Origin of the sequence: Alcanivorax sp. (assembly GCF_040118815.1) — a bacterium.
In the GTDB taxonomy this organism is placed as follows: Bacteria; Pseudomonadota; Gammaproteobacteria; order Pseudomonadales; family Alcanivoracaceae; genus Alcanivorax.
The window spans coordinates 292,529-306,289 of record NZ_JBEDTC010000015.1 but is presented as its reverse complement, the minus strand read 5'-3'; the positions used below and the strand labels follow the sequence as shown (position 1 = coordinate 306,289).

Genomic DNA, 13,761 nt, shown 5'->3' with positions numbered 1-13,761 from the left:
CTCGTCACAGCCACTAATCCAACGACACAGCCCATCCCGCGCTTTTCAACGTTGAACGTTAAACTTCCCCCCACTCCGGGAACCCTCCCCCTCCAACGCCCTCTAACCCTGTGTTCATCCGTGCTTAACACTGGCCCGTCAGGCTATTAAGCACCGATCAACTGAGTCGATCAAAGGGAACCATTCCCGCTATTAGCACTCTATTAAAGCGAGTGCTAATATCAGGACTCAAACGGATTGGGATGCTCGTTCACGAGCGACGCCAACGAGGAGAACACGCGCATGACACATTCTTTAGATCGCGCACAGGCGCTCACATTGGCCGTACCAGGTAATGACCTGGACGCCTACATGCGAGCCGTTAACGCCGTGCCGATTCTCAGCGCAGACGAAGAACAACGCCTGGGCGAACGCCTGTATTACGATCAGGACCTGGACGCCGCCCGCGGCTTGGTGCTGTCTCACTTACGCTTTGTCGCCCACATCGCCCGCAGCTACACCGGCTACGGCCTGCCGCTGGGCGATCTGGTACAGGAAGGCAACGTGGGCCTGATGAAGGCCGTAAAACGTTTTGACCCCACCAAGGGTGTCCGCCTGGTGAGCTTTGCGGTGCACTGGATCAAAGCGGAAATCCACGAATACGTGATCAAGAACTGGCGCATCGTGAAAGTGGCCACCACCAAGGCCCAGCGCAAACTGTTCTTTAACCTGCGTGGCCAGAAGAAGCGTCTGGGACGCCTGACCATGGAAGAAGCCCAGCGGGTCGCCGACGATCTGGGCGTTACCGCTGCACAGGTCAAGGAAATGGAAGGCCGCTTGGGCGCCTACGACGCCAGCTTCGACGGCCCCACCAACGATGACGACGACAGCACCGTGGTATCGCCGGCCGCCTATCTACACAGCGACAACAGCGACCCGGCCGACCTGCTCGCCGAACAGGACAAACAGCAGCGCGAGAGCCGCCAATTGAGTTCTGCACTAATGGCACTGGACGAGCGCAGCCGCGACATTCTGGAACGCCGCTGGCTGGCCGACCAGAAATCCACCCTGCAAGAGCTGGCCGACGAGTACGGCGTCTCCGCCGAGCGGATTCGCCAACTGGAAAACAACGCCATCAAGAAGCTCCGCAACGCCATCGCAGCGTAACCGAGACGCTGCAGGCTTCACGCAACAAGCAACACGCTAAAAGCCCCTTTCGAGGGGCTTTTTGTTAGCCGCCCTGCTAACGCCTGAAGCCTGAAGCCTGAAGCCTGAAGCCTGAAGCCTGAAGCCTGAAGCCTGAAGCCTGAAGCCTGAAGCCAATGATGGAACCGCTGTGGGAGCTTGCCTGCAAGCGATAAGTCATCTATCGAGGGCAGATCGCTTGCAGGCAAGCTCCCACAGCAGCCTTTAACTGAGAGGCTCCTGCCCGAGCGATACCTCGGCATCACAGTGCGGAGCCCAACACCCAAAGTGGCGCCCAGCCCCTGGCACCACGTTTTAACTTTAAACTTTGAACTTGCAACTGCGTCCCCATCCAGCTGCACTGAATCTGCCCCACCGCACAACGATTTCCGGTACACTGTGCAGCCCGAGGCGGCACCCGTTTTGACCGCCACTGCGGAGTTCCGAATGAAAGTCCTGCTTGTTCTTGGCGCCATCAATGCCGCGCTGGCCGTCACTCTCGGCGCCTTTGGCGCCCATGGTCTGAAAGCCCGCGTGGACGAATCCCTGCTCGCCACCTGGGCCACCGCCAGTGAATACCACTTCTTGCATGCCCTGGCGCTGCTACTGGTGGGCGTGCTGGCGAAAACCTTCGGCGCTTCCAGCATGGTGACCGCCGGCTGGGTGCTATTTGCCGGTATGCTGGTATTCAGTGGTAGCCTGTACGTGCTGGTGTTGAGCGGGCAAAAATGGCTTGGCGCCATCACCCCGCTAGGCGGCACTGCTCTGATCATCGGCTGGCTGATGCTGGCCTGGTCCCTTTTCAAACACGCTTGATAAAGATCATGAAGCTTATTGTTAACGGCGATACCCTCTCTCTGGATGGCAACACCATTGCCGATCTGGTGACCCAGCTGGAACTGACTGGCCGCCGGCTGGCCGTGGAAGTGAACCGGGAAATTGTCCCGAAAAGCCAGCATCCCGACTTCACCCTAAACGACGGTGACGTGCTGGAAATCGTCCATGCCATCGGTGGCGGCTAATTCGCCAGGCACGTATCGCGAACCGTCATACCGAACCCTTTTGCTGACCGACTCTTTGAGGCCCCCATGTCCGATCTGCTTACCATTGCCGGAAAAACCTACTCCTCCCGCCTGCTGATCGGCACCGGCAAGTACAAGGATTTTGACGAAACCCGCGACGCCATCGAAACCAGTGGCGCGGAAATCGTCACCGTGGCCATTCGCCGGACCAACATTGGCCAGAACGCCGACGAGCCCAATCTGCTGGACTTCGTCAGCCCGGATAAGTACACCATCCTGCCCAACACCGCCGGCTGCTTTACCGCCGAAGATGCGGTGCGCTGCTGCAAGCTGGCGCGGGAACTGCTAGATGGCCACGACCTGGTGAAACTGGAAGTGCTCGGCGACCAGAAAACCCTGTACCCGAACATTACCCACACCCTGCACGCCGCCCGCGAACTGATCGACGACGGCTTCAAGGTAATGGTCTACACCAACGACGACCCCATCGTGGCGAAAGAACTGGAAGATATGGGCTGTGTAGCGGTGATGCCACTGGGCTCGCTGATCGGCTCCGGGCTGGGCATTCTCAACCCGCACAACATCAAGCTGATCATGGAAGACGCCAAGGTGCCAATCATTGTCGATGCGGGCGTAGGCACCGCTTCCGATGCGGCACTGGCTATGGAAATGGGCTGCGAGGGTGTCCTGCTGAACTCGGCGGTGGCCCATGCCCAAAAGCCTATATTGATGGCCTCCGCCATGAAGAAAGCCATCGAAGCCGGCCGCGAAGCCTTTCTCGCCGGGCGCATGCCGCGCAAGGCCTACGCTTCCGCATCGTCACCGCTGGATGGCCTGAGCCGCTAGCAAACAGCGAGGCGGCTCAACAGGCAAAAAAACGGCGCCACTCTGGGGGGAGTTGGCGCCAAGGGGAAGTGTTGAACTGTTGATGCTCGTGCACTTCAGGGCAGAGTTGTATTGAATGTCTGCGTCCACTTTACGCATCACGGATCAACGCGGCGTGAAGAGGGTGCATTCACCGTCACCCGGTGCTTTTTGCTATAATCCATCATTGCAGCGTCTCCCTTTCATCCGTCCTCTTTTACTACGGTAGTCCGGCCCCATGCTCGATTTCATCAACCACGATAAAGACCCGGAAACCGGCAAAGTCATGCGCAAGGTGCGCAGCTTTGTCCTGCGCGAGGGCCGCCTGACCGCCGGGCAACGCAACGCCCTGGATACCCTGTGGCCCCGCTTTGGCCTGGAACGGGATCAGGGCCAGCTCAAGCCCGAAGCCGTTTTCGGCCGCGACGCCCCGCGCGTGCTGGAAATTGGTTACGGCATGGGTCAGTCGCTGGCACAAATGGCCGCCGCCGACCCGGACAAGGACTTTATTGGTATCGAAGTGCACCGCCCCGGCGTGGGCGCCTTGCTCATGGAAATCGAGCAGCAAGGCCTGAACAACTTGCGCAGTTACTGCGACGATGCGGTAGAGATTCTGGAGCTGTGCATTCCCGACAACAGCCTGGCCCGGGTACAGCTGTATTTCCCCGACCCCTGGCACAAGAAGAAGCATCACAAGCGCCGCATCGTCCAGCCCGCCTGGGTGGCGCTGGTGCAACGCAAGCTGCAGCCCGGCGGCATCCTGCATATGGCCACGGACTGGGAAAATTATTCCGAACACATGATGGAAGTGATGAACGTGGCTGAGGGCTTCAACAATGTGGCGGGGCCTGGAGAATTCTCACCGCGCCCGAGCTGGCGCCCGGAAACCAAATTCGAACGTCGGGGTGAGCGGCTGGGTCACGGGGTCTGGGACCTGTTATTCGAGAAAACCTAACTGCGTCTGAAATCGCCACCCACAAAAAAGCCCCGACGCAAAACACCGGGGCTTTTTGTTTCCAAGACCAGGATCAACCGTTAGAAAAAGAACTCGAAACCACCCGCAAATGCGGTGTACTCAATATCGCGAAGTAGTTCATCCCCACTATCAAACTTGTAGCGGTTAATCGACGCTGTCACTGCTCCGGCTTCAGCCACCTTCCACTTGGCTCGCAGCCCATAGAAGAAATCGCGGCCATCATCGTCAACCTTGAATCCATCGAAATCCACTTCGGCATCCCACTCTTGAATACCCAAGGTGCCACCCAGTGCGAACACGTCACCCAGGGGCATCATCAGATCCAGTGCCGCGTACATGCCATCGGCATCAACCTCTAAATCACCGGAATAATAATCAAATTGGGCTTCCTGCTGACCGAAGGCGCGATAACCCACCCGCACCGTGGAGGCGCGGGCGAACATAAAGCCCGCATAGACATCAGCGCCCACCCCGAAAGGGGCATCCTGATCCAGACCACCAAAATCATCATCAAGCTTTTCGATATAGTCACTGGCATCCAGTGAAAGGGCACCGCCCACCGTAAAACCTGACGTTTTTTCCGCGTGAACGCCGGTCGCAGCGGCCAGAAGCGCCATTGCCGTTAGTATTTTTTTCATCGTTTTCTTCCCCCAACATGTAAAAAAGGAAGAGCATAAAGTTGAATACAGAAATGTAAAGGCGCCACCGTAACTTTAAGAAAAGGCTTACACGCGTTACCGAAAAGCGGCACTTGAGATTCCCGCTCACACCTCGCTGAGCAACCTGGCACTCACAACCCCCATGGCGCCCATGGTGCCCAGCACCAGCAACGCCCAGTCATTGCCCAGCATGGCCACCGCCGCACTGATACCGCCAACCGCCAGCAGCAAAACCCCAATTACCGTATTGCTCACTGCCGTGTAGTCGGTGCGTTTGGTGCCACCCGCCATGTCCACCATGTAGGTCTTGCGGCCAATACGTACGCCTGCGTGGCCAATGGCCAGGATGAAAAAGGCCACGGGGTACAACCAATGCATGCCCTCAGCCTGCACGCCGGACACTGACACGCCCCCCGCCATCACACACACCAGCGCCGCCAGAGCGCCACCGCGAACCATGACCGTGCGGCTGGAGCTGTCTGCCATATAGCCCCATACCGTGGCACTCACCGCACTGGCCAGGCTCGACGCCAGCACGAAACTCCCCAGCAAGAGCGCCAGACTGGACTGCTCTTTCGCCAGCAAGACCAGAAAAGGCGACGCCAATGACGATGCCATCAGCAAGGCGCGGGTGATAACGAAACGCCGAAAGGGCGCATCGTGTGTCAACAAGGACAAACTGTTCCAGGCCTCACGCAGGGCATTGTTTCCGCCTTCATTGGCGCCGGGATATTCATCCACGGACAGGAACACCAGCGCGGCCACCAACCAGGCTGTGCCGGCGCCTGCCAGCAGCGCGCTGTAGAACAGCACGGACGGGTCGCTATCACCACGAAAAATCAGCAGCGTCAGCCCGAAGGTCAACGCCCCGGACAGGGTTGCCGACAACCCGGTGAGCCGCCCACGGCGAGATTTGGGAATGCACTTGCCCTGCACATCCTTCATGGAGACAGAGCAAAATCCCCGACTGACGCTAAAGAGCATCAGTAAGCCAACAATACCCAGCCCCGCAGCCAGGCCGTCCAGCAACCAGACCACCAGCGCCATACCCAGCACGGACAGCCCCTGCAGCGCCGCACCCAGCACCCAGAAGCCCTTACGCACCGGGTAGCGGCGCACCAGTGCGCCGATCATCAATTGGGGAATCAGCGAGCCGGACTCGCGAATCGGCACCAGCAGGGCAGCCAGAGAGCCCGGCGCACCCACCGCACTGATCAACCAGGCCAATACGGTTTTCGGGTTGATCAGCAAGTCGCCGACCTTGGTCAGGGTATTGGCGGCGATAATACGAAAGAAATTACCCGGGACCTCGCGGCAGGCGTCCTCACTGATCTCCGTACAGGTGCGCGCGTCTTCATCGTTGGCCACTTTTTCATACAACGCATCCACTACTGACTCTTTCTTCATACGCTCCCTGATAATCGCTAGACGCTGAATGCCGGATGCCTGACAAAAAAACGCGGCCTGAAAGGCTGCCGCTATTGCGTCACGCTTTCCCCGCTTTGCTGCGCGTAGGGTTTGTGGGAAAGCATCAGGCGTCCGGCATGCTGGATGCGCCGAACCGTCAAAATACCGTGCCGGTTCAGCAGGATACCATGCCAACCACCGGGCTTTGATTGCGCCCCCACCGGGCGGGCTTTAGACTTTGCGACATCTCTTGCTAGCGAGTCATCATGTCGCCACAGAATTCAGACGCCTTGCCCCATGCCGCCGCCGGCTCCGTAGGGCTGATCGAGCCACAGGTTCACCACTTCGACGCCCCATTGGAGCTGGAATGTGGCCGCACCCTGCCGACCTATGATCTGGTTTATGAAACCTACGGCACCCTGAACCGCGACGCATCCAACGCGGTGCTGATTTGCCATGCCCTGTCCGGCCACCACCATGCGGCGGGCTACCACCGTGCCGATGACAAGCGTCCGGGCTGGTGGGACACCTGCATTGGCCCTGGCAAGGTTATCGACACCAACCGTTTCTTCGTAGTGAGTCTGAACAACCTGGGCGGCTGCCACGGCTCCACCGGCCCGGCGTCCATCAACCCGGAGACCGGCCAGCCCTGGGGGCCGGACTTCCCCATGATGACAGTGAAGGACTGGGTGAACAGCCAGGCACGGTTGGCCGATGTGCTCGGCATTCCACGCTGGGCGGCAGTCATCGGCGGCAGCATGGGCGGCATGCAGGCCCTGCAGTGGTCCATCGATTATCCGGAACGCCTCAGCCATGCAGTGGTCATCGCCGCCGCACCGAAGCTGTCGGCACAGAACATCGCCTTCAATGAAGTGGCGCGCCAGTCCATCCTCACTGACCCGAATTTTCACGGCGGGCGTTATTACCTCCACGACACCTACCCACGCCAAGGGTTGATTCTGGCGCGCATGGTCGGCCATATCACCTACCTGAGCGACGATGCCATGCGCATGAAGTTCGGCCGCGACCTGCGTGCCGGACGTTTCCATTTCGGTTTCGATGTGGAGTTTCAGGTGGAATCCTACCTGCGCCATCAGGGCGAGGTGTTCTCGCGCAACTTCGACGCCAACACCTATCTGCTGATGACCAAGGCACTGGACTACTTCGACCCGGCCCGGGAATTCGATCACTCCCTGGAACAAGCATTAGCCAAACCCAGCTGCAACTTCCTGGTCATGTCGTTCACCTCCGATTGGCGCTTCGCCCCGGAACGCAGCCGGGAAATCGTCAACGGCCTGGTGCACGCCGGCCGCAACGTGAGTTACGCGGAAATCGATACACCCAAGGGCCACGACGCCTTCCTGCTGGATATTCCCGAGTACACCAAGCTGTTCGGTGCCTACATGCACAGGGTCGCCAACGAGGTGGAAAACAGCGCCAACGAAACGGAAAACGGGGAGGCCGGTAACCATGCGTGATGACCTGCAGTTAATCAGCGACTGGATTCCCCACAATGCCACCCTGCTTGATCTGGGTTGCGGCGACGGCACCCTGCTCGCCCACCTGAAAACCCATAAACAAACCGCCGGCTATGGTCTGGAGATCAGTCAGGACAATCTGGCAGCCTGCTTTGAAAAGGGCGTTAACGTACTGGAGCAGGATCTGGATGGCGGCCTGGGCAATTTTCAGGACCACCGCTTCGATTACGTGGTGATGACCCAGGCCCTGCAAGCCGTGCTACGCCCGGACCAGATCCTCAACGAAATGGTCCGCGTGGGCCGCGAAGCGATTATTACCTTTCCCAATTTCGGCCACTGGAAAGTCCGTGCCTACCTGGGCCTAAAGGGGCGTATGCCGGTCTCGTCCGCACTGCCCTACGAGTGGTACAACACCCCAAACATCCACCTGTGCACCGTGCAGGACTTTGAAACCCACTGCCGAAAGCACGGCATTCGTATCCTCGAGCGCCAGGTGATCAACCGCAATCACCGCACCAGCGTGCTGAGCAAATGGTGGCCGAACCTGTTCGGCGAAATCGCGATTTATCGGATAAAAGGCTAAGCAGCTACGAGCTACGAGGTTGGGTAGTGAAAAAATTCGCAATGCGAGTTCCCGATTTTTTATTTTGCCTCGTGGCTCGCCACTAGACGCTAGCAGCTAACAACGTCAGGAGTTCCCCATGGAAAAAATCGTTCTCGCCTCCGGCAACGCAAAAAAACTGGCTGAAATGCAGCACCTGCTGGCGCCGCTCAACATTGAAGTGGTCGCCCAGAGTGAATTCGATGTGCCGGAAGCCGAAGAAACCGGCAGCACCTTTGTGGAAAACGCCATCATCAAGGCCCGCAATGCCTGCAAGCACACCGGCCTGCCCGCCATCGCCGACGATTCCGGTCTCGAGGTCGCCGCGCTGAACGGCAGCCCCGGCATTTTCTCTGCCCGCTTTTCCGGCGTCGGCGCCACCGATGCCAAAAACAATGCGCTACTGGTGGAAATGCTCTCCGAGATTGCCGAAGACGCTCGCCAGGCTCGTTACGTCGCACTCATTGTATTAATGACCCACGAAGACGACGCCACCCCGTTAATCTGCCAGGGGAGCTGGGACGGCCGTATTGTGCTTGAGCCGCAAGGCGGACAAGGCTTTGGCTACGATCCGCACTTCTTCGTGGAAGAAAAGGGCTGCACCGCGGCACAACTCCCCGCCACAGAGAAAAATGCCATCAGCCACCGAGGCAAGGCCATGGCCGCATTGATCGGGGCGCTGCAAGGCTAACTTGCTGCCAGAGCGCCTTCACTGCGCCTTCGCCCCATTCTGATAACCTCAAGGTTTCCCCGCCAGCAAGGAGCAGGCTAGGTGCCAATCTCAGACCATTCCCGCCCGCAACATTGGCTCAGCCTTGCCCTGCTGCTGCCCGCCACCTTGAGCGAAGCCGCGCCACTGCAAGGCAGCCTGCAGACGCAATGGCACAGCCGCTATGTAAGCGAAGGCCGCGACAACCTCGACGGCCACAGCCTGTACAGCCTGGGTGGCGATCTGGCAAAAGACCACGCAGCCCTGGGTGTCTGGCAAGCGTGGGGCGCAGGCAGCAGCAACTACCGGGAAAACAACCTGTTTGCAGAGTACGCGCCGGGCATCGGCCGCTGGGAACCGTACCTGAACGTGACCTACCTGCAGTTCCACGCGGACGACCCGGCACTGGACGCCCCTGACGACGTGGAAACCGGGTTCGGCATTGCCACGCATCTACAACCCTGGCTGGCGCTGCGCGCGGATGGCACCTGGAGCAAACAGGCCAGTGGCGCCTTCTACGCCTTGTCTCTGGTGGTAGAGCACCTCCTTCACGAGTCCGTCATCGCACAGCTGCGGCTGACACAAGCCTATGATCAGGGCTACGCCAGCGAGCAGTACGATGGCCCCAATTACCGCGAAGTGGGTGTGATGCTGACCTGGCACTGCCACCGGGCGGTCAACCTGTGGGCGGGCTGGCAGCACAGCTGGGCCGGGGAAGATGTGCGCCGTGATGGCGGCGGCGATCTTAGTTGGGGCCAGGTAGGCGTAATGGGTTACTTCTGAGTCCGGGCCAACCAGCGATCCAGGGCATTGGCAAACCGCCCCTTGTCCTGGCTGGAAAAACTGGCCGGCCCACCGGTCTGCATCCCCGCCGAGCGCATTTCTTCCATGAAATCACGCATGTTCAGACGCTCTCGCACGGTATCCTTGTCCAGCCAGTGGCCACGGGGCGTCACCGCTTCGGCGCCCTTTTCGACCACCTCCGCCGCCAGCGGAATATCCTGAGTTACCACCAGGTCCCCGGCTTCACAACGCTGCACGATTTCGTTATCCGCCACATCGAACCCTTGCCCCACCTGAATGGAACGGATCAACGGGCTACGGGGCACCGCAATATGCTGATTGGCCACCAGCGTGCAGGCAACCTGCATCCGCTGGGCAGCCCGAAACAACACCTCTTTTACCGGACGCGGACAGGCATCCGCATCCACCCATATCTGCGCCATGGCTTCGCTCCTTCTGTCAGCCGGCAAGGTTAGACCTGACCGCCGCAAAGCGCCATACTTCGCGGCCACTGGAGGCGTCATGTCACTGAACCACACCCCACTGGCCAACCCGCCACTCTCGCTCTACATCCACACCCCCTGGTGTGTACGCAAATGCCCCTATTGCGACTTCAATTCCCACGAGCGAAGCGAAATTCCGGAGGCGGCTTATTTGCAGGCCCTGCTCACCGACCTGGAACAGGACCTGCCACTGATCGGCGACCGCCCGGTGGAAACCGTCTTCATTGGCGGCGGCACGCCCAGCCTGATGTCCGCCAACTTTTACCAGCAGCTTTTTCAGGGCATTCGCCAACGGCTGACCTTGCAAGCAGACGCCGAAATTACCCTGGAGGCGAATCCAGGCACCCTGGAAAACGGGCGGTTCGAGGGCTTTCGCGCGGCGGGCATCAACCGCCTGTCCATTGGTGCACAGAGCTTCAACAATCACCATCTGCAAGCACTGGGACGCATCCACGATGCCAGCGCGGCCATCGACGCCGCCCACCAGGCCCGAGCCGCTGGCTTCGACAATTTCAATCTGGATATCATGCATGCCCTGCCCGGGCAGACCCACGCCCAGGCCCTGGACGACCTGCAACAGGCCATCGCCCTGCAGCCCACGCACCTGAGCTGGTACGAACTGACCATCGAACCCAATACCGTCTTCTACCGCTCCCCTCCCGTCCAGCCCGACAGTGATGCCATGGCCGACACCGAGCAGGCCGGCTTCGCCTTGCTCGCGCAGCACGGTTATCAGCGCTACGAAATTTCCGCTTTCGCGCAATCTGGGCGTGGCTGCCGACATAATCTCAATTACTGGCAGTTCGGCGACTATCTCGGTATCGGCGCCGGCGCCCACGGCAAGATCACTACCGCCGCGCAAGGTAACGTTCATCGTTACCAGAAAACCCGAAAGCCGGAAGACTACCTGGCCGACGCCGCCCACGCTCGTCGCCAGCACCAGCCCATTGCCCGCGAAGATCGCCTGTTCGAGGCTCTGCTCAATGGTTTACGCTTAGTCGATGGTGTCCGCTGGCAGACGCTGGAGGAGGCCACCGGCGAACCGACTGCACAGTGGCGAAACGCATTGACTCCGTTCGAACAGCAGAGGTTGCTCTCCCTCACAGACCAACGACTGGCCTGTACCGATAATGGTTTGCGCCACCTGAACGGATTGCTGGAAAAGCTGGCGACCGCGCTTTTGTAAACAGCACGTCTGTCTACACGCAGAGAAAAGCGCTTGAACCCTATAGCAAGGCTATTCACACTGAATGGCGGGATCACAAAAGATTATGACTATGACAAAAACACGTAGCGGGCGCGAACAGGCGCTGGCAGAAAGAGAACTACTCTTTATTGAGGCAACCCGGCAGCAACTGTGCAATGAAGGCTTGCTGGGGGTACAGATGGCGGCCATTGCCCGCAGCTGCAATTTTGCCACCGGCACGCTCTATCACCACTTCGCCTCCAAGGAAGACCTGCTCATCGCGGTCTGTACCGAGCTGACCGCCACACGGCGGGAATACTTCGAGAAAGTCGCCCATTCCGACCTCCCCAACCGCGACAAGATGCTCGGATTTGCCCTGGCCTACTCACTGTTTGCCCAGCACTACCCTGAACATTTTCGGCTCGAACAGTACATCATGACTGAAGTGGTCTGGCTGGCATCATCCCCCAGCCGCCGGGAACAGTTTCTGGCCGCCACCCAACCCATAGGCAGAATGGTGGAGCAGGTGGTTCGCGATGCCATTGCCAGCAACGAACTGGAAGACCATGGTCAGGACCCGCTAACCTTCAGCATCGCCCAATGGTCCATGTGCATGGGAATGCATACATTGATCCATGCCGACGGCATCCTGGACATGTATGACCTAAAAGACCCTCACCGGCTGCTGTTGCGCAACGTACAGTTACAGCTTAACGCCATGCAGTGGCACCCCGTTCACGACAGCCCCTTTGATGACGCCGCACTTAGCAACAAAGTGACCCGCCTCTGCGACTATTTATTCGCCGATCTGTGTAAGGAAAAAGGCAGCACCCTGACACTGGGTGGCGCCTGAACCCCCTCCTCAGTTCATCTGCTGATCACCCACAAAAAAGCCCCGCCATGGCGGGGCTTTTTTGTGGGTGACGGCAGGTCGCAATTTATTCCGCGCTGGCCACCGCTTCCTGTTCACGCTTTTCGTTGTTACGCAGCTCTTTTTCCGCCTTCAGGCTCTCGTGCTGAGCCGGCGTACAACCCAGGCAACGAACGAAAGTACTTTTGCCCGGGTTCATGACCAACACTTCACCGGCTTCTCCCGGATTCCCCCCCAGCAGGCTAAACGGCAGCGTAACCACATATAGGCCAGCCCCCACCACTGTGGAAACCAGCAGCAATGGGCGCGCAAAAACCGCGTCGCCGATCATCGCCATTTCCCCCGGTCGATCCAGCTTCGATTCAGCCGCCTGTGCCGTGACGGGCGCCATGGCAGCAAACAGCATGGTGGAGGCGAGTACGGATGCCACTACCGGGCGCTTTGCTCGCTTCATGGTGAGTCCCTCTTGTATTTTTATAGTTAAAGTATCGCTGACATTGTTTCAGCTAAGTCGTTAATATTCCGACAATTGCATCACAATCTACACCTTTGTTCTTAGGCCAGCAATAGTCCAGACGATCAACGATTGATCAGCGGCGACGCCAGGCCACCACTCCTGATCTCGCCCCGTTACCGCTGACATTGCGGGCAATAGGCCGTACTGCGCTGGCCATGGCGATCCGCCTTCAATATGGCCGCGCATTGCAGACAAGGCTGACCCGCACGCCCATACACATTCAGCGACTGGGCAAAATATCCGGGCTGACCATCCGCACGAGTGAAATCCTTCAGGGTGGTCCCACCCGCTTCAATCGCCCGGGCCAGCACCACCTTGATCGCCTCCGCCAACGCCTGATAACGCGCCAGAGAAATGCGCCCGGCGGCTCGGGAGGGATGGATGCCCGCCATAAACAGGCTTTCCTGAGCGTAAATATTGCCCACTCCCACCACCGTGGCGTTATCCATAATGAAACTCTTTACCGCAACCTTGCGTCCCCGGGAACGAGCAAACAGCCCCTCGCCATGAAAATCATCACTGAGCGGTTCCGGCCCCAGCGACTGCAGCAGGCTGTGCGGTTCTTCACCGCCCTGAAACAGCACCGTGCCGAAGCGACGTGGGTCGTTGAAACGCAGAGCCTTACCGCTATCGAGCAGCAAATCCACATGATCGTGCTTTCGCAACGGCAAGCTGGCATCCACCACCCGCAAAGTGCCCGACATGCCCAGGTGAATCAGCACCTGGCCGTGCTCCAGCTCGATTAACAGATATTTAGCGCGCCGGCGCAGGGCCACAACCGGGCAATCACGCAACGCATAAATGGCCTCACTCACCGGCCAGCGCAGGCGCGGCTCACGTACCGTGGCCGACGTCAAAATACGCCCCTGCACATGCGGACGAATGCCGCGCAAGGTGGTTTCCACTTCAGGCAATTCAGGCATGCAACAACTCAATCATAGTGCAACAACAGGATGTGATAGGGTTGCCCCCATTGTAACCGGGAAAGGCATCCGGGAATCGTGAAAGAGAAGACACAGGC

17 protein-coding genes are annotated in these 13,761 nt (G+C 59.1%); 12 read left to right on the top strand and 5 right to left on the bottom strand.

Annotated features, from left to right (window positions below; translation table 11 throughout):
- Positions 1 to 282: 282 nt before the first annotated feature.
- The 5 genes from rpoH (at position 283) to trmB (ending at position 4,005) form a co-directional block, all read left to right on the top strand.
- Positions 283 to 1,146 carry an RNA polymerase sigma factor RpoH gene (rpoH, locus tag ABNH18_RS10660; protein WP_349382792.1) on the top strand — a complete coding sequence of 288 codons (864 nt, stop codon included), beginning with the start codon at positions 283 to 285 and terminating at the stop codon, positions 1,144 to 1,146.
- Positions 1,147 to 1,611: 465 nt separating this feature from the next.
- Positions 1,612 to 1,980, top strand: a complete 369-nt coding sequence (locus tag ABNH18_RS10655; RefSeq protein WP_349382791.1) for a DUF423 domain-containing protein — start codon at positions 1,612 to 1,614, stop codon at positions 1,978 to 1,980.
- An 8-nt stretch (positions 1,981 to 1,988) separates the two neighbouring features.
- On the top strand, positions 1,989 to 2,186 hold the full coding sequence (gene thiS, locus ABNH18_RS10650) for a sulfur carrier protein ThiS (RefSeq protein WP_349382790.1): 198 nt from the start codon (positions 1,989 to 1,991) through the stop codon (positions 2,184 to 2,186).
- A gap of 66 nt (positions 2,187 to 2,252) precedes the next feature.
- Positions 2,253 to 3,032: a thiazole synthase gene (locus ABNH18_RS10645; protein ID WP_349382789.1), complete on the top strand. Its 780-nt coding sequence runs from the start codon at positions 2,253 to 2,255 to the stop codon at positions 3,030 to 3,032.
- A gap of 256 nt (positions 3,033 to 3,288) precedes the next feature.
- Entirely contained in the window at positions 3,289 to 4,005 is a 717-nt protein-coding gene (gene trmB / locus ABNH18_RS10640; protein WP_349382788.1) for a tRNA (guanosine(46)-N7)-methyltransferase TrmB, read from the top strand.
- Positions 4,006 to 4,085: 80 nt separating this feature from the next.
- Here the strand turns inward: trmB and ABNH18_RS10635 are convergent, their stop codons facing one another.
- Positions 4,086 to 4,664 (bottom strand): outer membrane beta-barrel protein, encoded by a 579-nt coding sequence (locus ABNH18_RS10635; RefSeq protein ID WP_349382787.1) that lies wholly within the window; start codon positions 4,662 to 4,664, stop codon positions 4,086 to 4,088.
- 126 nt (positions 4,665 to 4,790) lie between these two features.
- On the bottom strand, positions 4,791 to 6,092 hold the full coding sequence (locus ABNH18_RS10630; RefSeq protein ID WP_349382786.1) for an MFS transporter: 1,302 nt from the start codon (positions 6,090 to 6,092) through the stop codon (positions 4,791 to 4,793).
- Positions 6,093 to 6,127: 35 nt separating this feature from the next.
- Between ABNH18_RS10630 and ABNH18_RS10625 the strand changes: the two genes are divergently transcribed.
- The 5 genes from ABNH18_RS10625 (at position 6,128) to ABNH18_RS10605 (ending at position 9,663) form a co-directional block, all read left to right on the top strand.
- The gene (locus ABNH18_RS10625) at positions 6,128 to 6,301 is read left to right on the top strand and encodes a hypothetical protein (RefSeq protein ID WP_349382785.1); all 174 of its coding nucleotides are present in this window, start codon (positions 6,128 to 6,130) and stop codon (positions 6,299 to 6,301) included.
- Between the two features lie 57 nt (positions 6,302 to 6,358).
- Positions 6,359 to 7,570, top strand: a complete 1,212-nt coding sequence (metX, locus tag ABNH18_RS10620; RefSeq protein WP_349382784.1) for a homoserine O-succinyltransferase MetX — start codon at positions 6,359 to 6,361, stop codon at positions 7,568 to 7,570.
- Positions 7,563 to 8,153: a methionine biosynthesis protein MetW gene (metW, locus tag ABNH18_RS10615; RefSeq protein WP_349382783.1), complete on the top strand. Its 591-nt coding sequence runs from the start codon at positions 7,563 to 7,565 to the stop codon at positions 8,151 to 8,153. The genes metX and metW overlap by 8 nt, the downstream gene beginning before the upstream one ends.
- A 118-nt stretch (positions 8,154 to 8,271) precedes the next feature.
- The gene (rdgB, locus tag ABNH18_RS10610) at positions 8,272 to 8,862 is read left to right on the top strand and encodes an RdgB/HAM1 family non-canonical purine NTP pyrophosphatase (protein ID WP_349382782.1); all 591 of its coding nucleotides are present in this window, start codon (positions 8,272 to 8,274) and stop codon (positions 8,860 to 8,862) included.
- Between the two features lie 81 nt (positions 8,863 to 8,943).
- Entirely contained in the window at positions 8,944 to 9,663 is a 720-nt protein-coding gene (locus ABNH18_RS10605; RefSeq protein ID WP_349382781.1) for a hypothetical protein, read from the top strand.
- Here ABNH18_RS10605 and ABNH18_RS10600 read toward each other — a convergent pair.
- Entirely contained in the window at positions 9,654 to 10,106 is a 453-nt protein-coding gene (locus ABNH18_RS10600) for a YaiI/YqxD family protein (protein WP_349382780.1), read from the bottom strand. The genes ABNH18_RS10605 and ABNH18_RS10600 overlap by 10 nt on opposite strands.
- 79 nt (positions 10,107 to 10,185) lie before the next feature.
- Here ABNH18_RS10600 and hemW point away from each other — a divergent pair, with 79 nt between their 5' ends.
- Both hemW and ABNH18_RS10590 read left to right on the top strand, forming a co-directional pair.
- Positions 10,186 to 11,352 carry a radical SAM family heme chaperone HemW gene (gene hemW, locus ABNH18_RS10595; RefSeq protein WP_349382779.1) on the top strand — a complete coding sequence of 389 codons (1,167 nt, stop codon included), beginning with the start codon at positions 10,186 to 10,188 and terminating at the stop codon, positions 11,350 to 11,352.
- A 91-nt stretch (positions 11,353 to 11,443) separates the two neighbouring features.
- Positions 11,444 to 12,205: a TetR/AcrR family transcriptional regulator gene (locus ABNH18_RS10590; protein WP_349382778.1), complete on the top strand. Its 762-nt coding sequence runs from the start codon at positions 11,444 to 11,446 to the stop codon at positions 12,203 to 12,205.
- An 85-nt stretch (positions 12,206 to 12,290) separates the two neighbouring features.
- On the opposite strand, the gene ABNH18_RS10585 is transcribed toward ABNH18_RS10590, so the two are convergent.
- Both ABNH18_RS10585 and mutM read right to left on the bottom strand, forming a co-directional pair.
- On the bottom strand, positions 12,291 to 12,677 hold the full coding sequence (locus ABNH18_RS10585) for a hypothetical protein (protein ID WP_349382777.1): 387 nt from the start codon (positions 12,675 to 12,677) through the stop codon (positions 12,291 to 12,293).
- A gap of 176 nt (positions 12,678 to 12,853) precedes the next feature.
- On the bottom strand, positions 12,854 to 13,663 hold the full coding sequence (mutM, locus tag ABNH18_RS10580; protein WP_349382776.1) for a bifunctional DNA-formamidopyrimidine glycosylase/DNA-(apurinic or apyrimidinic site) lyase: 810 nt from the start codon (positions 13,661 to 13,663) through the stop codon (positions 12,854 to 12,856).
- Positions 13,664 to 13,761 lie beyond the last annotated feature (98 nt).

Coding starts and splice junctions, on each gene's coding strand:
- rpoH (WP_349382792.1), top strand. CDS start 283: ATGACACATTCTTTAGATCGCGCACAGGCGCTCACATTGGCCGTACCA.
- ABNH18_RS10655 (WP_349382791.1), top strand. CDS start 1,612: ATGAAAGTCCTGCTTGTTCTTGGCGCCATCAATGCCGCGCTGGCCGTC.
- thiS (WP_349382790.1), top strand. CDS start 1,989: ATGAAGCTTATTGTTAACGGCGATACCCTCTCTCTGGATGGCAACACC.
- ABNH18_RS10645 (WP_349382789.1), top strand. CDS start 2,253: ATGTCCGATCTGCTTACCATTGCCGGAAAAACCTACTCCTCCCGCCTG.
- trmB (WP_349382788.1), top strand. CDS start 3,289: ATGCTCGATTTCATCAACCACGATAAAGACCCGGAAACCGGCAAAGTC.
- ABNH18_RS10635 (WP_349382787.1), bottom strand. CDS start 4,664: ATGAAAAAAATACTAACGGCAATGGCGCTTCTGGCCGCTGCGACCGGC.
- ABNH18_RS10630 (WP_349382786.1), bottom strand. CDS start 6,092: ATGAAGAAAGAGTCAGTAGTGGATGCGTTGTATGAAAAAGTGGCCAAC.
- ABNH18_RS10625 (WP_349382785.1), top strand. CDS start 6,128: ATGCCTGACAAAAAAACGCGGCCTGAAAGGCTGCCGCTATTGCGTCAC.
- metX (WP_349382784.1), top strand. CDS start 6,359: ATGTCGCCACAGAATTCAGACGCCTTGCCCCATGCCGCCGCCGGCTCC.
- metW (WP_349382783.1), top strand. CDS start 7,563: ATGCGTGATGACCTGCAGTTAATCAGCGACTGGATTCCCCACAATGCC.
- rdgB (WP_349382782.1), top strand. CDS start 8,272: ATGGAAAAAATCGTTCTCGCCTCCGGCAACGCAAAAAAACTGGCTGAA.
- ABNH18_RS10600 (WP_349382780.1), bottom strand. CDS start 10,106: ATGGCGCAGATATGGGTGGATGCGGATGCCTGTCCGCGTCCGGTAAAA.
- hemW (WP_349382779.1), top strand. CDS start 10,186: ATGTCACTGAACCACACCCCACTGGCCAACCCGCCACTCTCGCTCTAC.
- ABNH18_RS10590 (WP_349382778.1), top strand. CDS start 11,444: ATGACAAAAACACGTAGCGGGCGCGAACAGGCGCTGGCAGAAAGAGAA.
- ABNH18_RS10585 (WP_349382777.1), bottom strand. CDS start 12,677: ATGAAGCGAGCAAAGCGCCCGGTAGTGGCATCCGTACTCGCCTCCACC.
- mutM (WP_349382776.1), bottom strand. CDS start 13,663: ATGCCTGAATTGCCTGAAGTGGAAACCACCTTGCGCGGCATTCGTCCG.